The organism is Spirosoma endophyticum, from assembly GCF_900112365.1.
Taxonomy (GTDB): Bacteria; Bacteroidota; Bacteroidia; order Cytophagales; family Spirosomataceae; genus Spirosoma; species Spirosoma endophyticum.
The window spans coordinates 499,987-522,307 of record NZ_FOLQ01000004.1 but is presented as its reverse complement, the minus strand read 5'-3'; the positions used below and the strand labels follow the sequence as shown (position 1 = coordinate 522,307).

The following is a 22,321-nucleotide window of genomic DNA, read 5'->3' as shown; positions in this document are numbered from 1 at the left end:
CACTCGTTATTTTATCCTTATAAGCCGTAAGTTTTATACGCTGTCTGGCTAACAGCAATAAGGTTGGTCATATAGACATAGCCAGATTCTTACAACTTATAGTATACCTGTTACTGAGTTGCTTTTACAGTCTTATTGGTACGAATGAGTCATAGACAGTTGTCAAAATAGCTTTTCCGTATACTTATAATCTCTATAAAAACAGCCTAGCCAATAAAAAATTTAAATACATTATCTTATAAATTTGTAAACACTTAGGTAAAACATGCCGACAATTTCATCCAGACTAACCCGAATCGGGGTTTTCTATGACGGTAATTATTTCTTACATGTAAGTAACTATTATAACTACTCCCACGAACGACGCAGTCGCATCAGTATCTCAGGTTTACACGCGTTTATTCGGCGTCAGGTAGCCGAAGAAGAGGGGGTTAATGAACGATTGTGCCAGATTGTTGATGCTCACTATTTTCGGGGACGATTGAATGCGCACGAAGCCAATCAGCGCGGTAATCAACTGTTCTATGATCGCTTGTTCGACGATATTCTTATGTCGGAAGGCGTCGTAACGCACTATTTGCCCGTGAAAACGTATCAGGGTTACCGGCAGGAAAAGGGTATCGATGTTTGGCTGGCACTCGAAGCCTTCGAACTGGCTCAATATAAGAAATTCGACGTAGTGGTACTCATTACATCCGACGGGGATTATGTGCCGCTTATTCGTAAACTGAATACGCTTGGTTCACGTATTATGGTGCTAAGCTGGGATTTTGAATTCCTGAATGAGCAGGGTGAAAAACAAGTAACACGCACCTCACAGGATTTGCTGGAAGAAGTTTCTTATCCGGTTGGCATGCATGGCTTGATTGATGATCGGAGCCGCCGGAACGATACCGTTATTCAGAATCTTTTCGTGAAAGCGCAGACCCGCCCTACATTTACGGCCGTACCGGCCAACGGCAGCACTTATAGCAATACAAATAGTTTCAGTCACGGTGTCGATACGGGCGATGCGTATGAAGGATACCTGCCATCGGATGAGCCAAACTACAACGTTGCCGATACCGATGTGGTGGACGATGATCCGGAAGGACGTAAAATCAGTACGATTCGTAGTTTAAAGACGGGCTATGGCTTTGTGAATTACCCGCCTAATAATCTGTTTTTCCATTACACAAGTCTAATAGATACTGATTTCAATGAGCTGCAGGTAGATGACGAAGTAGAATTTACGCTTGGTCAAAATGCTGAAGGTAAGGATATTGCCGTAGACGTACGGTTGTTACGGCCATAGTATGGATGTCCTGCGTGCGGCCGTTACCGACATCTCCGCGTTTCGGTGGCAGGCATTGGCCTGGGCACTGGCGCAGCAGACGTACGCAGAGGGTTTTGTCGCTTTTCTGACTAATAATCGTATTGAATATCCTAATGACCCGTTTCCAAACCGACTCTTTGTTGGGGCGAAACGGGTCATTCCGTTTTCAGGTGAGAATACGGCTGGTACAGACGCATTTGAGATCGTCTACAAAGCCCATAGCGAACGTCCGTCGTTTCTGGTAGGCTATTGGGGTTATGACCTAAAGAACCAGCTCGAAGCCTTAGCCAGTTGTCATCCCAATAGACTGGGTTTTCCGGAAGCTTATTTCGTTGAACCTGAGTGGGTAATTGATTTTGAAAATTCTACCGTTTCAGAAAGTAACGTAGTGATTAGGGGCGACGGCGATGCAAACGAATTGCTGAACCAGTTACTGACATACCCCCAACCTAACGCCCCCCGTCCCAGGCCCCCTGCGCAACGCAACATCCAGTGTCGGGTTACGCCCGAAACGTATCAGGATACCGTTCGCCGAACACAGGAGCATATTCTGGCAGGCGATGTATATGAATTAAATTACTGCATTGAATTTTTTAGTGAGAAAGCAACGCTCGATCCGCTGGCAATGTATCGTGCGTTGACTGAACGTTCACCCATGCCCTTTTCAAGCTTTCTGAAAATCGGCGATAAGTACGTAATGGGTGCCTCGCCGGAGCGATTCCTGAAGAAAGAAGGCCAGAAAATTCTATCCCAACCCATTAAAGGAACTGTCCGACGAGGAATAACGCCAGACGAAGATGTGCTGCTACGTGACCAACTACTAAACTCCGAAAAAGAGCGGGCCGAAAACCTGATGATTGTCGATCTGGTACGTAACGATCTGGCGCGTAGCGCCGTAACGGGCTCTGTTCAGGTTGACGAACTGTTTGGCATCTACGGGTTTCAGCAGGTCTACCAAATGATCTCGACTGTTTCCGCAACACTGCGCGAGAACGTAACATGGGCCGAAGCCATTCGAAATGCCTTTCCAATGGGCAGTATGACGGGTGCGCCAAAAATCAGGGCAATGGAGTTAATTGATGAGCTGGAAGTTAGTCGGCGGGGCGTGTATTCAGGGGCGATTGGCTTCATCACGCCCGACGGTGATTTCGATTTCAACGTAGTCATTCGGACGCTGCTATATGATGCCCAACGTCAGTATGCGTCATTCTCGGTCGGGAGTGCCATTACGTACGATGCTGACCCCGCGCAGGAATGGGAGGAGTGTCTGCTGAAAGCCCGAGCCATTCGGGAGGTGTTGGAGAACAGCCACTAGTCGTCAGTCGCTGGTCAATAGTAAAGAGGACTACGTTAATTACCTCTAATTGGGCTCGGTAAACCCCTGATTAAAAAAGTAAACTCTTCTTTATGGAATTTCTCTCTACTTTTTCTCTTAAGGGATAAAGCTTACAACGATCGTGGCTGAAAATCGCTCATTGTGAGTGCGTTGGCCGTTTACGAAATTAACTACTATAAATTTAGTTAAAAAACGTTAACGGAGTAACCAACTAAAATCTGTTCGTGTAGCTTTGCTTCCATCCTGTTCAACTTCATTCCTGATGCTCCATGAAAAACCTTTTCCTGCTGGTCGTATTATGTCTGTTTTCGGCGGCACTCTGCGCACAAAACCCTCCATTAACCCGATTCACACTGCAAGGCCGCGCCGTTGATACGGCGTCCGCACCCCTGGCTTCATCGACCGTTATGTTGCTGAGTGCCAAAGATTCATCACTGGTAAATTTCACACGTACAAATGACACCGGCACCTTTTCATTCAAAAATATCAAAGCGGGCAACTACGTACTGAAAATCTCATTTGTGGGGTTTATTCCTTACAATCAGGTAATTAAGCCGACGGGTGATGCCGTTGTAGATCTTGGTGAACTGAAGATGAAACCCATAACAAGGGAATTAATGGAAGTTGTGGTTAGAACAGCAAAGGCGCCGTTGACGATTAAGGGCGATACGATTGAGTATAATGCCAGCTCGTTTAAAGTGCCGCCCGGTTCAACCGTCGAGGATTTGCTACGTAAACTACCGGGTGTTCAAGTCGATCAGGATGGTAATATTCGAGCCCAGGGCCAGGAGGTAAAGAAGGTGACCGTTGACGGAAAAAGTTTTTTTGGCGACGACCCAAAGTTAGCGACCAAAAACATACAGGCCGAAGCCATCACTAAGGTTCAGGTCTTTAACGATAAAACCGAGCAGGCTAAGCTAACGGGTATTGATGATGGAAAGAAAGAAAAGACCGTTAATCTGGAGCTGAAAGAAGAATTCAAGAAAGGGGGCTTCGGGAAAGTTACGGCTGGTGCAGGGCCCGCTTCCAATAACGTATCGACCCGTTATGAAGGCAAAGGCAGTTATAATAAATTCAATAGCAAACGGCAGTTTTCGGCTTTATTACTGGGCAACAATAGTAATCAGCAGGGCTTGTCTTTTAATGATTATCAGGATTTTAGGGGAAGTAATTCCTTCAACTGGAATGACAATGCCGACTTCGGGTTCAGCGGGTATACGCAATACATCAGTTTCGGTGATGACAATGAGAGCCTGACAATTCCGATTAGTGGCGGGAATGGACGTGGTTTTTCCCGAAATATGGCGGGGGGGCTTAATTACAATTATGATACCAAGACGACTAAACTGAGCACTAGTTACTATTTTAACCAAACACGGCTACAATTAGACGCCCTTCGTAATAATAAGCGCTATTTGCCCGGATCGACCGTATTGAGCACAACGGACACCAGTAATCAGGCCAACCTTAATACCAATCACCGGGTGAGTTTACGCTTTGAAAAACAACTCGACTCATTACAGACATTGATCGTGATCAGTAACGGCCGGTTCGGATTCAGTAGCAGTGATCTGCAAAGTACACAACGGGTTTTTCAAAATGTAGCCGCTACCAATGAGGTGCCAACTACGTTGAGCCGGACATTGAATAACAGTTCAGCGAATCAGTTTAACATGGCCAATACCTTGCTGTACCGGCTGAAATTCAAGAAGAAAGGTCGCAGTTTTGGCGCCAGTGCTACGTATCAGATCAACAAGAACGATGGTGATTTACTCCTGAAAGCCCGCAACGAATTCTTTCAGGCTACAAACGTCAATGACATGTTACGGGTGCTGAATCAGGACCAGGGAACAAACTCGCTGAGTAACCAGTACAAGGCGAACCTGCTTTATGCCGAACCATTTGCCAAAAAATTCTTCTGGGAAACATTCTATAACTTCAATCTCCGCTATGATGAAGTGGACCGCGACGTGGCAAACCTTGACGATAGCCGTCGGCAGATTGACTCACTGAGTTTATACTACAAGAATAATTACCTGTTTAACCGCCTGGGGAGCAGCATCCGCTATTCATTCAAAGGGCTAAACATATCGGCGGGATTAGCCGGGCAGCAGTTCCAGCTTGATGGAAAGTTTGCCCGCGATCAGACACAACCTCTCCAGTCGATCCGGCGGACATATACAACGGTGATTCCGAATATTGGCCTGAATTATTCAATGAAAAATAACCGGTCGCTCGGAGCAGGCTATAATGTGGGTGTGCAGATTCCGTCATCGCGGGATTTGCAGCCAGTGTCGACGAACACAAATCCACTGTATATCACACAGGGTAATCCCGATTTGCTACCCCAGCTAAATCATAACATTAACCTCAGCTTTAATTACTTCAATCCCGGTAGTTTTATCACCTTCTGGTCCAACATCTACGGCACCTACTACGTCAACCAGATCGTATACAGCCAAACCTATGATCCGCAGACGCTCATTCAGACCACAATGCCTGAGAACCTGACGGGTGGCCGTAATCTGGGGACATATCTGTATTTTGGTTTTCCGCTCAAAAAAACAAAAGCTACCCTCAACCTGAATACGCAACTAAACTTTGGTCACAATCTGACACGTATCAATAAGATATTGAATGAAACCAACAATGAGAATTATACGGTGGGCGCGCGGCTCGAATTAACACCCAAAGACTGGTTTACGTTTTACGGAAACGCCAACGTTAGCGTTGGAAACACCCGCTATTCAATCAATACGACGCAGAATCAAACCATCTATAATAACAGCTTTCGGGGCGATCTGAATCTGAAATTGCCGGGTAGTATCTACCTGAATACGTCACTTAATTATAGCGTTTATAAAAACGAAAAGCTGGGTTTTAATCAGCAGATTCCAATTCTGAATTCGTCGCTTTATCATATTTTAGGAAAAGCGAAAAAAGCCGAAATTCGACTCTCAGCCTATGATTTGCTCAATCGGAACGTAGTGGTTTCACAGTATGCCGGGCAGAATTACACGAATACCGAGCGGATTCAATCGTTAGCCCGTTATTTTTTATTGAGTTTTACGTATAACATGCGCGGTGTGCAGGATAAAATGCGCCGGGATGGCTATTAATAATCGCTGTTTAAATTTCCTTTCCTACCATGAAGAAATTACTTATAATCCTAGGCCTGCTGATCGGTCCGGTGGCGATGGCTCAGAAAACCGATGGCGTTGTTACGTATGTTCGGAAAGAGCATTGGTTTAAGATCATTAACCGGCTGCCGTTTCTGAGCCAGGAACAGAAAGATCGCGAATCGCAGACCTTTAAGAACTTTGAGGAGAACGATAAAGGTATCAAGATGAAACTTGCGTTCAGTCCGAACGAAAGTCTGTATACTTATTTCAGCGATGAACCCGAAGAAGGTGGGTATTCGTGGCGCAAATCAGAATTTTTACTGTATCGTAATTTTGAGAAAGATAAAAAGACGGACATTATCGAAATGCTCGGCAAAACATACATTATTGACGATTCACTGCATGCCCCGGTCTGGAAAATTGGCAATCAGATTAAAGACGTAGCGGGGTACATCTGCATGAAAGCCGAAACTCAGGACCCAATAAAAAAGCAAAAGATTACAGCCTGGTTTGCACAGGATATTCCCGTCCCGGCTGGTCCAGAACGGTTGAATGGGTTGCCAGGCCTGATTCTGGAACTGGACATCAACGATGGCGACGCCGTAATTGAAGCCACTAACGTAACATTCAAACCCCTAACTCCCGACGACCTGAAATTGCCGAAACAGAAAGGCAAGAAAATCACGGATGCCGACTATGATGCGCTGATCAAGCAACGGATTGAAGAGAATATAACAGCACACCGAAATCCTTATGGTTGGGGTGGAGTTCGGTATTGACAATAAGCTCAATTTCCCAATGTCAGTTTTCCTCCATTAATATACGTCACTTTCCCATTCAACTCCATGGCTTTTGCGTTGACAGCCGCGCCAATTGAAACGACATGAGCTGGCCGAATGACCACCCGATCGGAGAGCGTGGGAACACGTCCGCACGCCCAGGTCGTCGGGTCGTTCCAGTTGCCCGATTTTACGCTGGTTACTACGTTCGTATAACACAGAGACTGAGCCAATAACCGCAAATAAGCTCCCTGCGAATAGATGGCCGGTTCGTTGAGTTCCCATGAATTTTCGGGGTAACTGGTATTCCAGGCTTTATACGATTTCTGAACCGGCTGGTTTTGTGGTGGGCTAATGACGGGGCCTGCGTAGGCAGCATCGGGCGTGTAGGTAGGATTTGCACCACCCACCAGGTAGCCGGGTGGCGGGTTGGTATCGAAAACCGTACCGTCGCCAAACCAGGAATGGTACATGGTCGGAGCCGAAAATTCGCCACCATACCCACTCATGTTGGTCAGGTAACAATAGGCGGTTGGGTTCACACCGTGCAGGTAATGAATGAAGCCCATGCCTGCATCCCGATAGTTGGCTTTATTCGCAGCATCCTGATTATAGGTGTTCATTGAGAAAAACATATTTCCCTGATGCGCCTTGGTTTCGTTGCTTCCCCAGGTGTAATTACCATCTTTCAGAAACGCCCTATAAGCGTCGGATTGATTCAGATAGGCGGGGAGATTATCGCTGTTATTGGTTTTCAGACTGGCTGTATAAGTCGATAAAATAGCATTCTTAACGCTGGTTGTAGCCCCTGATAATCGAGTATAATACAGAAGTGCATCCTGATACGTTGCTTCGAACGGATACGCAAACCCCCATTGCATCAGGTGAACCTGGGCGTAATTCGCATCAAAAAAAGTCCGGTACGACGCATCGCCGGTTAAGCCGTAAAGAAAAGCAGCGGCCGCCACGCGTCGGGCCAGGCGGTCATTTTCGGTGTAAGTTGCTGCGACGCTACTAAAACCTGTATTGTTGAAAACCACACCTGGATTACTCGTTGTCCAGTTAAACGCACTGATGGCCGCTGTTTGTAATGTGTTTCCATACGCCTGCATTTGCGGATCAATGAGCGATTTAAACTGAATGGCGGCTAGTGCAAAAACGGCCGCACCCGTAGCGGTCGCATCCGTGCTGGCGGCTCCATACCGACGTGGGTGCGTATCGGCGCTGGGTGGCGACGTAGCACTAAAATCTGTTACCGACACTTTGTGGAGTAACGAGCCATTAGGCTGCTGCATGCGTCGCAGCCAGTCGAGTTCCCATTTCACCTCGTCCAGCAAATCCGGAACACCATTGCCTGATTCGGGAATGTTGAAGTCGTCGGTCCAGGCCGCCGGATTCTCCTGATACGCCAGCAGCATGTCCATCAGCGGTCCGTACGTAAACGGAACATATTTGTTGTAATCGCCTGCATCGAACCAACCACCCTGCAGATTTTGAGACGTAGTGGCCGACGTGTTGGTGACCAGCCGGCAGTCGGTATCCTGTTGAGCACCCAGAAAGGCGGCTCCATCCGTCCAGGGACTTTGTGCATAAGGCGTTTGTTTCGCAAAACCGCTACGTTGATAAAAAAAGACGCGGGTGGCCTGTTTCAGTACGTTATTGTACACTGTGTTACTGATGGCAAAGGCATAGGATCGCTTTTGCTGGACGGCATCAAATACGTAATAACTGCCCGCATCCTGTACTGATGAAAAATCGAACCACCACACTTTATCCCCCGACTGCGTATGCGTCGCTCCACTATTCCAGGCTACGGGTGCTCCCTGAAAGACGACCGCATCGTTGGCCGTTTTTCGGATCTGATACGTACTGGATGGCGTAAAGGCTTCGGTTGCATTATAACCCGTTTGCGGATTGCTGATGACGGCAATCTTTTTCGCCATCGGCAGGTAGCCGAACTGATCAATTTTCAAGTGATTGTCGATCGTAACGACCGGTTGAGTAACGATAGCCAACTGATAATTTTTAACGAAATTCCAGATAGTTTGCGGAACATTGAATAACGAACTCCAGCCGTGGTTGGCGTCTTTCGTCATCAGAAGCACTACTTTCTTGCCTGAGCTACAAAAGGTTAATGAATCGACGTTTGGATTATTAGGCGCGAGTGCGGTTGTTGAATACGTACCCCAATTGTTGCAGTTCATGCCCGCAAATGTCGATAACGGCCAGGCATAAGCGGGCGTTTTGGGATACGGTTTGATGGGTGGTTCTACCGTCGGGTCGCCTGCGCTGTGGATGTGCAGAATGGGGACCGGTTTATAGTTAGCCGCTGTAAAGTAGGCATTTGAGTACGTATTGTTGACCCATAAACTGGCGGCCACTGGAGCAAAAGCCGCGATTTTATTGGGCAGAGCCATGCTCAGAAAATAGCACATAAATCCACCGCCCGAGTGCCCGGTGATGTAGACCCGATTCGGATTGATCTGGTACGTCTGCGTAAAGTAATTGATCAGATCCGATGTGAAAAGTACATCATCAGGTGCGTTCGGATCGGCAGGATTTGGCCCACCGGTATCGCCCACTGAACCGAAGCCAGGGGCTGTGTCTGCGTATTTATTGAATTGAATGCTGCCGCCTACAGAAACGGCATTAGGATAAACTACGATGAAGTTTTGCGTATTAGCCACCGCGTCCAGTCCGGCATACGATTGAAAACCAGCACCCGTTCCACCATCGCCGTGAAAGGCAATCATTAAGGGCAAATTGGCGGCTGGAGCGCTCGCTGGCAAATGGTACGAGAACGTACGGACGCGCCCTCCCGAGGTGATATTGCCTGAACCGTTCACTGTATTTTGTGCCCAACCGGAGAAGGCAAGGAGTAAGCTTATTACCGAAAAGAAAAGTTTAAATTCTCTCATAGCTTCAGTGTATTTATCTATAGTCGAGTTTGATAAATAAATCGCCTATACTACGTAGCAAGAAAGAAATAAAGTTAACTTAATTAGTGGATTTCTTAGCAGCCGGTAGGTAAGCTCTTTGTATTTATACAAGTCGCTCCAGCAAAAAGCCCCGATCAATAATGACCGGGGCTTTCTTATATGATGTATGAAATCCTTTTACATTCCCTGCGTAGAGAACTGCACTTTATCGACGGCAAACAAAGGTTTTTGTCCGGCACTTGGATTTACGAAAACAAAGTAGAGTTTATGCACACCCGTAACCGGTTGCCGGAACGGCAGACTAACCATACCCGTTGATCCTATCTTGGCTTCGACATCACCCAGCAGTGTACCGGTTGGAGAATCTAGCCGAGCTTCGAGCTTACCACCCGCAACCTGATCGTTTGAGGCAAATACTGAGGCTGTAATGCCTTGAATACCCGTCAAATCAATATCGGTGAATTCCAGGTAGCTACCCGATTTGAGACCGATTGCCGATAAGCCCATCTTTGGAACATCATACTCGAAAATATCCCGTTTCACATCGGCCGAAACGGCTTTCATCATGGGAGAACGTAGCGCCAGCGATGTTGAGCCGGTCAGCGGGCCGATTGTGCCATTGCCCCGGTCGGTATACGTAGCGGTCAGTACGTAAGAACCGTCTTTTTTCTGCTGAGCGGGTACGTAGTCGCCCGCGATTGGCTTACGATTGGCTGCTTTATCGTCGGCCAGCGATAGGATATAACGAACCATGTCGGTCACTTCACTTTCTTTCAACTGGGGGTGGGCGCTCATGGCCTGTTCGCCCCAAACACCACCACCGCCCGTAATTACTTTACGAACCAATTTACTCTCAGCCTGAGCACCTTTATATTTTCTGGCTACTTCGATGTAGGCGGGTCCAATCGATTTCTGGTCAATGGTATGGCAAGCTTTGCAATCGCTCAGATCAATCAGGCGTTTGCCTGTCGAGAAGCCCGTATTAGCCTGGTGACCTTGTGCCAGCATCGTTTTATCGAACCCTTCGAGGTAATCAATCGTCATGGTTACGTCGTCGGCGTTTATACCTTTCTGCAACGTACCATCTTCTTTATCAACGACTTTAACGGCGTATTTAACGGGCTTGTCAGGAAAGTAAAACGTTTTATTGCCGGCCACCGCTACTTCCACTTTAGGTTCATCGTTACCGACTTTAATCTCCATTGTTTTCGTTGCTACGTTTCCGGCGGCATCCGTCACCGTCAGCGTAGTGGGGTAAATGCCGGGTTTCGTGAACGTAACCGTCGGGTTGGCTGTCGTTTGCTTGGGCATGCCTTTGCCAAACGACCATTCGTATTTAAGTACATCACCATCATAATCCATTGACCCTTTCGAGTCAAATTTCACGGCTAGGGGAGCAGCACCGACGGTTTTGTTGGCACTGGCAATCGCTACAGGTTTGCGGTTACCGGCATTGTAGGTAACGCGTGCCAAACGAGCGTCGGCGTTTGCACCAAACCATTTCTGGCCGTACTCAATCGTATAGAGCGAACCGTCATTGGCAAATTGCATGTCGATGATGTGCGAGAATTTTGCGCTGGGCATGAACGTCTCCATCTTCACAAAATCACCATTCTCTTTCATCGTTACCGGGTGAATCCAATCCCGAATCCAGTCGTAAGCAAAGAATTTGCCGTCGTAATGGCGAGGGAATTTGACGTTCGATTCTGGATAATCGTCGTAATAATACACCGGGCCACCCATCGCGTTACGTCCCCCTTTTCCAACAATAGCACCGAACTCCGGCGAATCGGCGTAGGGATAATAAATATAGGCTTTCTGAGCCGGAGGTAATTCCGTCAGACCGGTATTGTTGGGTGAGTTGTTGATCGGTTTCATGGGATCGAACAACTCACCCGTGGTGCTGTCTGCAAACGTACGCTGGTGGTAAGGGCGGTTGTCGGCAACGAACAGCGGCCAGCCAAAATAACCGGCTTTCCGTGCCTGGTTCATTTCGTCGTGACCGCGCGGACCGTATTTGTCGCTGTTATTCCCGGCATCGGGACCAACTTCGCCCCAATACAGAAAACCAGTACGTTGATCGACCGAAATCCGGTAGGGGTTACGGTTACCCATCACGTAAATCTCGGGCCGGGCTTTTGGATTGCCCTTTGGAAACAGGTTACCTTCCGGAATGGTATACGTACCGTCGGCTTCGGGGTGAATCCGGATAATTTTACCGCGTAGGTCGTTCGTGTTGCTCGACGTCGCGCGCGCATCCCAACCCCGGCGACCTGGCCGCTCGTCGATCGGTGCGAAGCCATCCGAATTAAAAGGATTGGTATCATCGCCGGTCGAAAGGTACAGGTTCCCTTTCCGATCCCAGGCAATGGAGCCACCCGTATGGCAGCAACCATCGCGTTTGACCGGAACGGTTAATAAGACTTTTTCGGTACTCAGGAGCAGCGTATCCTTGACATCGTCATACACAAAACGCGAGAGGTGTTGAGCCGTGTCAGCAACCGTTTTCCCCGTTATGGGTGAGTAGTAGGCATAAATATACTTGTTCTGCTTAAAGTTCGGGTCGATGTTCAAACCCATCAGGCCATACTCGAACTTGGTGAAAACCGGAAAGTTAGCGACTACTTTTTTCGATTTCTTCTTCGGATCATACACCGTCAATTCGCCTTTGCGCTGCGCATACAACACTTTGCCGTTGTCCAGCACCGCCAGTTCGGTTGGTTCATCCATGCCCTGAATCAGAACCTCCTGCTCGAAGCGGTTTTCTTCGGGAAAAGGCTTCGTTTTAACCTGGCCAAACTTCAGGCTGGTCGCCATAACGGACTTGATGCCACCCAGAATATGTTGCAAAAACAATGGGTCAGCATACGACTCATCCGTGTGACCGCCACCCGTATAAAACGCCTTACCGCCATCGAAATCATGGTGCCATATAAATGGGTGATTGTCACCATTTTTGCCGCCTTCGTAGGTTTTTTCATCGAGCTTGCCCAGTACCTTGAGGTCAGTTCCGATGTTTTTGTAGCTATACCACTCGTCCCAACGCTTCCAGCGATCGGGGAGCATTTTGGTAGACGGGTGATTTTTGTCAATTATTTCAATTTCGGCATTCTGCTGTTTGGGGTGGTTCAGGAACCAGGCACCCGCCAACTGATTATACCACGGCCAGTCATATTCGGTATCGGCAGCTGCGTGAATACCGACGTAGCCACCCCCCGCCTGAATATAGCGCTCAAAAGCAGCTTGTTGCGTGTCGTCCAATACGTCGCCAGTGGTGCTGAGCCAGATTACGGCGCTGTATTTTTTGAGGTTAGCTTCGTTGATCTTGGTAGCGTCTTCGGTCGTATCGACACCAAACCCATTTTCCTGACCAAGTTTCATAATCGCCAGCTTGCCAACGGGAATCGAGGCATGGCGATATCCTTTCGTTCTGGAGAAAACCAGCACTCGGTTGAGCGCGCTCGGGTTTTCAGCCGAAACGGTAGCCGGCTTGGTTGCTGTAGTACGTTTGGCTGTCGTCTGAGCCCAGCCGGGCACGCTTATGCCAGACACAGAAGTTGCCAGCACGCCCGCCAGCAACAACGCGCGGGAGTGAAGCTTTAAGTTTTTCATAGGATTGGAGATTTATGCAGATTATTTGGGTTGAGATCTGGGGCCAGTTGAAGGGTTAATTATTTTGCGATTCGATTGGCTTTTCCTGAGAAACAAAAGTAACGAAAAAGCGAATGCTACCGTGTAGTCATTCGCTTAAACTAAGGGTTAAAATCGCTTAATCTACTTTCCTGAAGGTCATTATCGGTTTACCACTACGTAGCAAGGTTAATCGGCCTTCGGCGACCTGATACGTTAGCGCTGTATTGAGTTCACTGATGAATCTGCTTTCAAGCGCACCCACTTCAGCCGGGCAAGCCATCCGCGTTGTTGCCAGTGGCCCAAAAAGAATCTGTCGGGTATCTGCTTTCATTTGTCCGCTGAGTCGATTACAACCTGTCGTACCGGTTACGCGATTCTCAGTCAGTGAAATTTCCAGCCTTGGTAACTCATTGTTGTTGCGGTTGGCCGTGATCGGTTGATCCTGTAGGCTGGTCAGAACCCAAATGTCCTGTAACAGGGCGAGTTGACGTAGCGAAACGCCACAGCCGACGTAATTCTTGCCTTTGTAATCGACTTCAACCCGGTAATCATACCGTTGGCCGGATAATTTATTGACACAGCTATCGGGTCGAAACAGGATATTGATGTGACCGCTTTCCACGGGAGCGCTGTAGCGGAACGTGCCATCAGAGTCGTTTTGCCGTTCGGGCGCAGTCGTGTTGAGGCTATCACCATTCATGGCTTTAAAACGCATCGTTCCTTTTGATGGATTGATTGTCAGCGACCACGATGGATCATTGCCCACCGCTACGACGTCGTCGCCTGCTTTCAGGTTGTTCGTATAGTCCGCAATTTGTAGCTGGTTGGTGGGCGTCATCATGGCCGCAAATTGGGTTGATGGGCGACGACAGCCAGTAGCCAGAAGCAACAAGCCGAACAGGAAAATTCGCATGATTTCAGAATGAGTAAGTTCTGATTGTAAGACTCGTTGTTATCGGAAAAGTTTAACCCGGTCTTTAGCAGGTACTCGTGTTTACCAGGAAAGGCAATGGTTCCTGGCTGTGAGCCGTCGAATTGCTACCAAATGGCCCGCCAATTCAACTGAGAACATAAAACCCGGCCGCCAGACAAACGGTAATTTTAAATCAATACTTAAATCAGAAAAAGCGTAAGTCTACGGGAAAGAAACGGGTATTTTTCCCATTGTAGAAGTCGAAATAGACAGAAATCTTTGTCTATCTAAACCTTACTTTCATGGCTGCTAATTTAAATCTGTTAATTCCTGAATTTCAAGAGAAAGTCACGACGCTGCTTCAGAACTGCAGGAGAAGAGGAATCGAAATGAGACCTAATGAAGGGTTACGGACGCCTTTTCTGCAGGCCATCTACTGGCGACAATCCAGGACAAAAGAGGTGATTCAGAAAAAGATAAACGAATTAAAAACAAACGGTGCTCCCTTTCTGGCGCATTGTTTGGACAATGTGGGGCCACAGCACGGCGAGCCAGTAACGAATGCGCTTCCCGGATTTTCGTGGCATCAGTGGGGCGAAGCGCTCGACTGTTTCTGGGTTGTTAACGGAAGGGCTGTCTGGGATTTAACGACCGTCGTTCATGGGCAGAATGGCTTCATGGTCTACGCCGACGAAGCCAAAAAGTTGGGGCTCGACGCCGGTCTCTTCTGGACGAGTTTGATAGATGCTCCGCACGTACAATTACAAAAGGCTTCCAATCCTACGAGAGTGCATTCGGTCGTAGAAATTGACCGTATCATGGAGGAACGGTTTGGCAATTGAGTCGCCCTTAATCGCCCTATGGTCTCTTCAAGCCTGGAAACAACGTAGCAAATACTTATCGCGACACCACCATTCGCTTCGTGAGCAGTCCCTGAGCTGTTTCGACGCTTACTACGTAGCTCCCGGTTGGTAGACCATTTACATTGAATTGAATCGATTTAGGCGTGGGTCGTGACGTGCCCACCGACATAAACCGCCCCTGCATGTCGGTAACCTGCATGGATTTTATGCCTTGAGTCAGTAGATCGGATTCCAGGATAACCTCGGCTGAGGCTGGATTTGGATACAGCCGTGCGTCGGAGGCCAGGGGTTCCACCGCCGTGATAATCTGCCGAAATATGGGTGCTGCGGGGAAATCCTTAAATAGCGTTGTCGTTTCAGTACTGGCATCGGTGCCAAACCAGTCGGTCAGGATAGCCGCATATACCTGCCGGAAGTCGGTCTGCATCTTCAGGTTATTATTATCCAGATCACTTAGATTCGGATTCTTACCCACCATAGGCGATTTGACCGCTGTCCCAAAAACAAACATCGGGGCCGAGGTGCCGTGGTCGGTGCCGTAGCTACTGTTCGAGATAGCCCGTCGCCCAAATTCTGAGAATGTCATACCCACCACCCGATCATCGACTTTAAGTTGTGTCAGATCATTTTGAAAGGCTAAAACCGCGTCAGACAGGGTTTTGAGTAAGTTGGCATGGGTGCCTGTCGTGGTGTCGGTTGCAACAACTTGCCCGGCATGGTTGTCGAAACCACCCAGCGTTACGTAGTAAACCTTGGTCTGCAAGCCGCCACTGATGAGCCGGGCAATGATTTTGAGCTGGTCTGCGAGCGGGTTGGACGTAGGATACGTAGCCAGGTTCTTCCCCTTACCAGCCGCTATTTTGATTTGTCCGGCATAACTAACCGAACTGGCCTGTTGCTGGCGAATATAGTCGATCTGTTGACCGGCATAGCCTGGAACAGATGATACAGGGTCTTTGGGCTTATCGCCAACTAAGCGGGCAAACGTATCGGGGTCCTGAAGTACAATGGCCATCGAATCGGTCGGGCTGAGCAGCGTTGTGGCCGTAACGTAACCAATCTGAATGGCCGGTGGATCAGGCATGGTCGTAGTCGGGTAGCTGGCCGGAAAACCAGGAAATCGCTTATCCAGGTAACGACCCGCCCAGCCTGAGGTGGATGTTTGGCTGGAGTCCACAGCCGTCATCCAGATATCGCTCGCCCGGAAGTGCGAGAAGTTAGGTGTTGGATACGAAACACCCTGTGCAATGCTTAATTTACCATCGTTGAAAAGCTGCTGCATGCCCGTCATGGCTGGGTGAAGCCCAGTTCCGGCGTAGTTTTTTAGTTTCAGCGCTTTGGCTTCGGGAATCGCAATATTACCCCGAAAATTTGGAGCCGTGTATACACTCATCTGGTCGAGTGGAATCACCATGTTCAGTCCATCATTGCCGCCCTGCAACTGAATAATGACCAGTACGCGGTCGTTTTGATCAGCCAGGCTGAGCAGCGACTGGATAAACGACGACGGACGGGCGAATGCTTTGGCCCCGTAGCCATCAATCAAAACTGGCAGCAACAGCGAGGAGGCTACGTGTTGGAGGAAGTTTCTTCGTTTCATGAGGAAGTTTAAAGAGCAAAAGAGTGACGGTCCGACGTTTCGGTGAGCGAAAGAGTGAATTGGTTGGCGCCAGCTTTTCGCTCTTTCACCATTCACGCTTTCGCTCTTTAATCATTAAACAACCTGGAACTCGGCCATTCGGTAAACGTATTGGAGAAAAGCCGTCAATTTTAACTGAACAGCCTGTTTCTTGGCCGCGTCGGTTGGGGCCTGTACGTACGCATTCCATTCTGCTCCCCATTCGTAGCGTGGAATCGAATTGAGCAGAATCGTATCGGTCAAAAAATCTTTTTGTTGCTGCGTGGGGGCAATCGCCAGTAATTGACTGGTCAGCTCGCTAACCAGTTTGGCCGGGTCTGTCGGGTCTGACAACGTTTTGACATAGGCCAGTACGTCAATGACTACTTTGCCGTTTAGTTTCAGGGCGTTGGTTGTCAATGAATCGCTGAAAAAGCCACGCAAACCCAGTGTGGTCGAATTGATCCACTGCTGGTAATAGCCTGTTTGGTAATAGGCTGTCCAGCCAAATACGGTAGGTGGATTCAGCAAATCCTGCTGCTCCTCTTTAATTCGGGCGTAGATATAATTGCCAATCTGGTAATAGGCCGTAATATTCTGCGTAGGATCGGGGGCTTGCAATCCCCAGAACCGGAATGTACCAATAACTAAATCAGTAGGCGATTTAATAACTGCTCCACGAATGGACTCATCGAAGAAGTGCTGGCTTTGAAAAAGAGCTGTTAATACCGGCTTGATCTCGAAGTTGCCTTTTCGGAACAGATCGGCGAGTGGCTGAATGAAATTTGTTTCAACGGTTGCCGGGATGTCCGAATTGACAAACCAGCGGTAAAGTTTCCGGCAGATGTAGCGGGGTGTTTCAACGTTACGCAGAATCATATCCAGCAAATCGTTCAACTCATCCAGACCCGCATTGGCACCCGTACGCCCTTTGATCACGGTATTCTGATACGTTGCCGAGAAGACTTTGTCAGTTGTATCGTGTTTGGTTGGCCGAAATGCGCTGCTGATGGGCGTATTGACCGCATCGCGGTAGCCCGTGTCGGCCCAACCTGTCAGCACTTTAGCAGCCGCCCGAACATCGGCTTCTGTATAGCCACCATCGCGGCCAATGGTAAAGAGTTCCTGAAGTTCGCGGGCATAGTTTTCATTGGGCGTACCTGCTACATTCTGATTACCGTTCAAAAACCGAAGCATGGCCGGGTCCTGGGTAATGGCTATAGTAAACGCCTTGAAATTGCCCAGCGCGTGTTTTCGAAGCAATACGTTATACTGGTACATGTACCGATAATCGTTGACAGTCGAATCGTTGGTTACGAAATGATTTGACCAGAATAACGTCATTTTTTCGAGTAACGATACGGGCTGGTTGAGCATTAGATTAGCCCACCAGTGCTTTATATACACGTTATATTTCCCCGCATTAACCGAATCGAATGGACGGTCAGTAAACGTTTTGCTGGTTGTCAGGTCGAGGGGCGGAGCGGGCGTGGGCTGGTCGGTGAGTAGTTTCGTAACGATCTGAGCCGCTGTTTGCCCGGTCAGTGTTTTTAGCTGATCGGCTGTTGGACCAAACGTTGCCCGCCGGAGCAAATAGGCAACCTGATCGGCCGTTAGCGGTTTCGTATACGTATCGAGTAGCCCCACGATGTTGTTGATTTAACGGTTTGTTCCTGACTGACAATAAATATACCTATAGGGTTTAATGGCTAGATCGTAATTAACTGACTTTTAATATAAAAGTCACAAAAAAAAGTCCCGAAACCGTTCAGTTTCAGGACTTTGCATATTGTAAAAATACTCAATATCAGGTGTGAGTATTTTTACAGCTGAGGTTGCTCCAGTGAGACCGTTTCATTAACATGCTTGCGATTGCGCATAAAGAAGTACAGGCCTCCGAATGCGAAAATCAAAACAACCGGAAAAATCACCATGTGCGACAACGTCGCCTGACCAGCGGCCAACTCAATCGCGTCGCCAGTAAGTCCACTGCTCTTAGCGGCTGCTGTTTCTGTATCAATCCAGCCACCAATAATTGGCTGGAATATAGATGTGGCGAACATGCCCATACCGCCCATGATAGACATGCCAAAGGCACCAGAACGGGGAATGTATTCGGCAATGAAGCCAATCATCGTTGGCCAGAAATAGCATACGCCAATAGCAAATATTACGGCTGAAACATAAACCATTGGTCCCGTTGCAGTGCTCATCAGATAAACGCCCAGGGCCGCAAAAATAGCTGAGCCAAGTAGTACGCCGGTTGGGTTAAGGTTATGTACAACTGGGCCAGCAAAGTAGCGACCAACGGCCATCAGGCCAGTTACCAGTGCCAGAATAAGCATTGGACTAGCGCCCGCTTTACCTAAAATGGGGCCTACCCACTGCTCAGGACCAAACTCCGAAATAGCCGTCAGAGCCATGCAAGCAAGCATAAACAGATACAGGGGAGAAATCATAGATTTCAGGTTCTCTCCCGTCGATGCGGCACCCTCTACTTTACTGGCCGGAAATTGTTGCCCAAGGAACATGAAGGCATAAATCACCGCCGGAACCAGAATCGCTCCAATTTGCAATTGCCAGCCCAGTCCAGCGTCGGTCATGAATTTCGATACTAACGTACCAAGTACGATTCCACCCGGAAACCACATGTGAAAGCGGCTAAGCATCTTAATTTTCACATTGCCATCATACATATCGGCAATCATGGGGTTACAGGCGGCTTCGACCGTTCCATTGCCAAATCCAACGAAAAAGGTCGACAAGAGTAGCGTCCAGTAACCACCGGCGAAAATAGTCATCACCAAACCTAGGATGTGTGTGGCAAAAGCTACCCATACGATGCGCTTCGGACCAATTACGTTGTAGAGTGGACCGCCAAAAATCATGGCAATTGGAAAACCCAGAAAAGCCATAGCGTTGACATAGCCCAATTGCTCGGCAGTCAGGTTAAACTCTTTTCCCAACTGAGTAAGAACGCCAGCTCGGATGGCGAAAGCCATAGCGGTGGTAATGAGCGAAAAGCAACTGGCGTTGAATAGTCGCGAACGATTAATAGTTAGGGCCATTTTCTACGAGAGGGATTTAGTAAGTATTAGTACGTTAGTCCATTAAAAGACAGGAACCTGAGGAAACTCCCCGTTTCCTGCTTGTTTTTATGCAAATTTCCCGAAAAATAAGAGAAAACAGCTAATTTTCGGCCGCAAAAATGAAGGCTTTTACGGTTCTTTATTGCTGATAAACGATTTCTATTGGCCAGTTTTAGTAGTATCCTATTAACCAGGGTATTAGCGTATCCTCGCTAAAATGGTAAATCGAATACAGTAACCAACCATCGTGAGCCTCTTTTCTAACTTGTTTACTCTCAACTTATCATAAAGATGCACAGAAAATTGCGAATGGGTATGGTTGGCGGAGGTCTCGATGCCTTCATTGGGGCTGTCCACCGCCGGGCCGCTAGTTTCGATGGTGAAATCGAATTGGTTTGTGGCTGCTTCAGTTCATCGCCCGATAAATCGAAAGCAACCGGTCACGCCCTGTATTTACCCGAAGACCGCGTTTACGCGTCATACGAGGAGATGATTGAGCGGGAAAAAGCACTGCCCGAAGGTGAACGGATGGATTTTTTATCCATCGTAACGCCTAATCATATGCACTTCCCGCCCGCTAAAATGGCGCTTGAAAATGGCTTTCACGTGATGTGCGACAAACCCATGACGCTGAACTTAGAGGAAGCGAAAGAATTAGCGAAAATCGTTGAAGCATCGGGCTTAGTATTCGGGCTGACGCATAACTATACGGGCTATCCGATGGTGAAAGAAGCCCGCGATATGGTTAAGAACGGTAAACTGGGTAAGATTCGGAAAGTAGTCGTTGAGTATCCACAGGGCTGGCTGTCGAAAGATGAAGAACATAATGACTACAAGCAGGCCATCTGGCGCACAGATCCGGCCAGATCAGGGGCTGCTGGTTGTATGGGCGACATTGGAACCCACGCCGAAAATCTGGCTGAATACGTAACAGGGCTGCAAATTAGCGAACTCTGTGCCGACTTGACCGCCTTTGTGCCCGGTCGTCAACTCGATGACGATGGCAACGTATTGCTACGTTTCGAAGGCGGTGCCAAAGGCGTTTTGCACGCCAGTCAGATTGCCAATGGTGAAGAGAACTCCCTGAAAATTTATGTGTGGGGCGAACTGGGTGGTTTAGAATGGCATCAGATGGAACCCAATACGCTGAAATACAAAACGCAGGAAGGGCAACGGATCATTCGCCCGAATGTAGGCAGTCTGTCGGCGTCAGCGTCGGCTCATTGGCGCTTGCCAGCGGGTCACCCCGAAGGTTTCTTCGAAGCATTCGCGAACCTGTACCGCAACTTCGCTTACGCCATCAAGGCGCATATCGAGGGCCGCGAACTTGACCCAATTTATGACTTTCCCAAAGCTGCCGATGGCGTTCGCGGACTAGCGTTCATCGACACGGTCATCGCGTCGAGTAAAGATGATTCTACAAAATGGACCAAGTTTGTTCAATGATTTTTTAACACAGAGAGCACAGAGATTAAACACAGAGGACACGAAGCTTTTCTCTGTTTGCTCTGTGTTTCTGTTTTTAACCCCAAACCAATGCAAAAAATTAACGTCGGTGTTGTTGGCACCGGATTCATCGGACCTGCGCACATCGAAGCCCTGCGTCGCCTTCCCAATACCAATGTCGTCGCCCTTTGCGAAGTGACGGCTGAACTCGCCCGTCAGAAAGCCGACCAGCTCGGTATCGAACGGTCTTACACCTTTGATGAACTCCTAAAGCAGGATGATATTCAGGTAGTGCACATTTGTACGCCTAATTTTCTTCACTACGCTCAGTCGAAGGCGGCTTTGCTGGCGGGGAAGCACGTCGTGTGCGAAAAACCCCTGGCGAAAGACTTGCACGAAGCCAAAGAACTGGTTGAACTGGCCGCGCAAACGGGTTTAGTGAATGCAGTACATTTCAATCTACGCTATTACCCGCTGGTTCGGCAGATGAAGGTGATGCGGGAGCAGAACGATCTGGGCGAAGTGTACTCAATCATTGGTTCGTATCTACAGGACTGGTTGTTCTACGATACCGATTACAACTGGCGGCTTGAGCCCGACAAATCGGGTGATTCGCGGGCTATTGCCGACATCGGTTCGCACTTGATGGATAGTCTGGAATACATTACCGGGCTAAAAACGGTGGCGGTTATGGCTGATTTCAATACGATTCACAAATTTCGTAAGAAGCCATTGAAACCCGTTGAGACCTATTCAGGGAAGATGTTGCAACCGGAGGATTATGCCGATGTCCCCATCAACACGGAAGATCATGCCAACGTATTGCTACGTTTCGACAACGGCAATCGGGGCGTCATTACGGTATCGCAGGTGTCGGCGGGTCGCAAAAACCAGATGAAACTGGAAATCGCCGGATCTAAGAAAACCTATGCCTGGAACTCCGAAGCACCGAACGAAATGTGGATCGGTAACCGCGACGGTGCCAACCAGTCGTTCCTGCGCGATCCATCGCTGGCTCACCCCGAAGCCCGGTCGGTGATCAGTTTCCCCGGTGGGCACAACGAAGGATTCCCTGATACGTCGAAGCAGTTGTTCAAGGAGGTTTACGACGCCATTGCCGCCGGTAAACAACCCGAAAAGCCAACGTACCCCACCTTCGCTGACGGTTATCGGGAATTACTTATCTGCGAAAAAATTCTGGAGAGCAACCGGAAGCAGGCTTGGGTAGAGATTTAACTTTTAAAACACAGAGCGCACAGAGGTTTGCG

The 22,321-nt window shown here is 48.5% G+C and carries 13 protein-coding genes; 7 read left to right on the top strand and 6 right to left on the bottom strand.

Going from position 1 to position 22,321, the window contains the following annotated elements; translation table 11 throughout:
- Positions 1-265 precede the first annotated feature (265 nt).
- From BM202_RS14165 to BM202_RS14150, 4 genes are all read left to right on the top strand, one after another.
- Positions 266-1,294, top strand: coding sequence for an NYN domain-containing protein (locus BM202_RS14165; protein ID WP_093827083.1), 1,029 nt, complete (start codon positions 266-268; stop codon positions 1,292-1,294).
- A 1-nt stretch (position 1,295) separates the two neighbouring features.
- Positions 1,296-2,630 carry an aminodeoxychorismate synthase component I gene (gene pabB, locus BM202_RS14160; RefSeq protein WP_093827081.1) on the top strand — a complete coding sequence of 445 codons (1,335 nt, stop codon included), beginning with the start codon at positions 1,296-1,298 and terminating at the stop codon, positions 2,628-2,630.
- Positions 2,631-2,920: 290 nt separating this feature from the next.
- Positions 2,921-5,770 carry a TonB-dependent receptor domain-containing protein gene (locus BM202_RS14155; RefSeq protein WP_093827079.1) on the top strand — a complete coding sequence of 950 codons (2,850 nt, stop codon included), beginning with the start codon at positions 2,921-2,923 and terminating at the stop codon, positions 5,768-5,770.
- 29 nt (positions 5,771-5,799) lie between these two features.
- Positions 5,800-6,552 (top strand): GLPGLI family protein, encoded by a 753-nt coding sequence (locus BM202_RS14150; protein ID WP_093827077.1) that lies wholly within the window; start codon positions 5,800-5,802, stop codon positions 6,550-6,552.
- A gap of 8 nt (positions 6,553-6,560) precedes the next feature.
- On the opposite strand, the gene BM202_RS14145 is transcribed toward BM202_RS14150, so the two are convergent.
- The 3 genes from BM202_RS14145 to BM202_RS14135 all read right to left on the bottom strand — a co-directional run bounded on the left by BM202_RS14145 (position 6,561) and on the right by BM202_RS14135 (position 14,037).
- Positions 6,561-9,470, bottom strand: a complete 2,910-nt coding sequence (locus tag BM202_RS14145; protein ID WP_093827075.1) for a glycoside hydrolase family 9 protein — start codon at positions 9,468-9,470, stop codon at positions 6,561-6,563.
- Positions 9,471-9,668: 198 nt separating this feature from the next.
- Positions 9,669-13,103 carry a ThuA domain-containing protein gene (locus BM202_RS14140; RefSeq protein WP_093827073.1) on the bottom strand — a complete coding sequence of 1,145 codons (3,435 nt, stop codon included), beginning with the start codon at positions 13,101-13,103 and terminating at the stop codon, positions 9,669-9,671.
- Between the two features lie 157 nt (positions 13,104-13,260).
- The gene (locus tag BM202_RS14135; protein WP_093827071.1) at positions 13,261-14,037 is read right to left on the bottom strand and encodes an META domain-containing protein; all 777 of its coding nucleotides are present in this window, start codon (positions 14,035-14,037) and stop codon (positions 13,261-13,263) included.
- A 302-nt stretch (positions 14,038-14,339) separates the two neighbouring features.
- On the opposite strand from BM202_RS14135, the gene BM202_RS14130 reads away from it, so the two are divergent.
- Positions 14,340-14,879 carry a M15 family metallopeptidase gene (locus BM202_RS14130; protein WP_093827069.1) on the top strand — a complete coding sequence of 180 codons (540 nt, stop codon included), beginning with the start codon at positions 14,340-14,342 and terminating at the stop codon, positions 14,877-14,879.
- A gap of 55 nt (positions 14,880-14,934) precedes the next feature.
- Here the strand turns inward: BM202_RS14130 and BM202_RS14125 are convergent, their stop codons facing one another.
- The 3 genes from BM202_RS14125 to BM202_RS14115 all read right to left on the bottom strand — a co-directional run bounded on the left by BM202_RS14125 (position 14,935) and on the right by BM202_RS14115 (position 19,586).
- Positions 14,935-16,500: a DUF1501 domain-containing protein gene (locus tag BM202_RS14125; protein ID WP_093827067.1), complete on the bottom strand. Its 1,566-nt coding sequence runs from the start codon at positions 16,498-16,500 to the stop codon at positions 14,935-14,937.
- Between the two features lie 114 nt (positions 16,501-16,614).
- Positions 16,615-18,165: a DUF1800 domain-containing protein gene (locus BM202_RS14120; protein ID WP_093827065.1), complete on the bottom strand. Its 1,551-nt coding sequence runs from the start codon at positions 18,163-18,165 to the stop codon at positions 16,615-16,617.
- Between the two features lie 176 nt (positions 18,166-18,341).
- The gene (locus BM202_RS14115; protein ID WP_093827063.1) at positions 18,342-19,586 is read right to left on the bottom strand and encodes an MFS transporter; all 1,245 of its coding nucleotides are present in this window, start codon (positions 19,584-19,586) and stop codon (positions 18,342-18,344) included.
- 330 nt (positions 19,587-19,916) lie between these two features.
- Here BM202_RS14115 and BM202_RS14110 point away from each other — a divergent pair, with 330 nt between their 5' ends.
- Together BM202_RS14110 and BM202_RS14105 are read left to right on the top strand one after the other, a co-directional pair.
- Complete coding sequence (locus BM202_RS14110; protein ID WP_093827061.1) at positions 19,917-21,053, top strand: Gfo/Idh/MocA family protein; 1,137 nt, start codon at positions 19,917-19,919, stop codon at positions 21,051-21,053.
- 90 nt (positions 21,054-21,143) lie between these two features.
- Positions 21,144-22,289, top strand: coding sequence for a Gfo/Idh/MocA family protein (locus BM202_RS14105; protein WP_093827060.1), 1,146 nt, complete (start codon positions 21,144-21,146; stop codon positions 22,287-22,289).
- The last annotated feature ends 32 nt before the right edge of the window (positions 22,290-22,321 follow it).

What these genes read in the sequence shown, in the direction of transcription:
- BM202_RS14125 (WP_093827067.1), bottom strand. Translation starts at nt 16,500, where the DNA reads ATGAAACGAAGAAACTTCCTCCAACACGTAGCCTCCTCGCTGTTGCTG.
- BM202_RS14135 (WP_093827071.1), bottom strand. Translation starts at nt 14,037, where the DNA reads ATGCGAATTTTCCTGTTCGGCTTGTTGCTTCTGGCTACTGGCTGTCGT.
- BM202_RS14155 (WP_093827079.1), top strand. Translation starts at nt 2,921, where the DNA reads ATGAAAAACCTTTTCCTGCTGGTCGTATTATGTCTGTTTTCGGCGGCA.
- pabB (WP_093827081.1), top strand. Translation starts at nt 1,296, where the DNA reads ATGGATGTCCTGCGTGCGGCCGTTACCGACATCTCCGCGTTTCGGTGG.
- BM202_RS14145 (WP_093827075.1), bottom strand. Translation starts at nt 9,470, where the DNA reads ATGAGAGAATTTAAACTTTTCTTTTCGGTAATAAGCTTACTCCTTGCC.
- BM202_RS14130 (WP_093827069.1), top strand. Translation starts at nt 14,340, where the DNA reads ATGGCTGCTAATTTAAATCTGTTAATTCCTGAATTTCAAGAGAAAGTC.
- BM202_RS14115 (WP_093827063.1), bottom strand. Translation starts at nt 19,586, where the DNA reads ATGGCCCTAACTATTAATCGTTCGCGACTATTCAACGCCAGTTGCTTT.
- BM202_RS14110 (WP_093827061.1), top strand. Translation starts at nt 19,917, where the DNA reads ATGGGTATGGTTGGCGGAGGTCTCGATGCCTTCATTGGGGCTGTCCAC.
- BM202_RS14105 (WP_093827060.1), top strand. Translation starts at nt 21,144, where the DNA reads ATGCAAAAAATTAACGTCGGTGTTGTTGGCACCGGATTCATCGGACCT.
- BM202_RS14150 (WP_093827077.1), top strand. Translation starts at nt 5,800, where the DNA reads ATGAAGAAATTACTTATAATCCTAGGCCTGCTGATCGGTCCGGTGGCG.
- BM202_RS14140 (WP_093827073.1), bottom strand. Translation starts at nt 13,103, where the DNA reads ATGAAAAACTTAAAGCTTCACTCCCGCGCGTTGTTGCTGGCGGGCGTG.
- BM202_RS14165 (WP_093827083.1), top strand. Translation starts at nt 266, where the DNA reads ATGCCGACAATTTCATCCAGACTAACCCGAATCGGGGTTTTCTATGAC.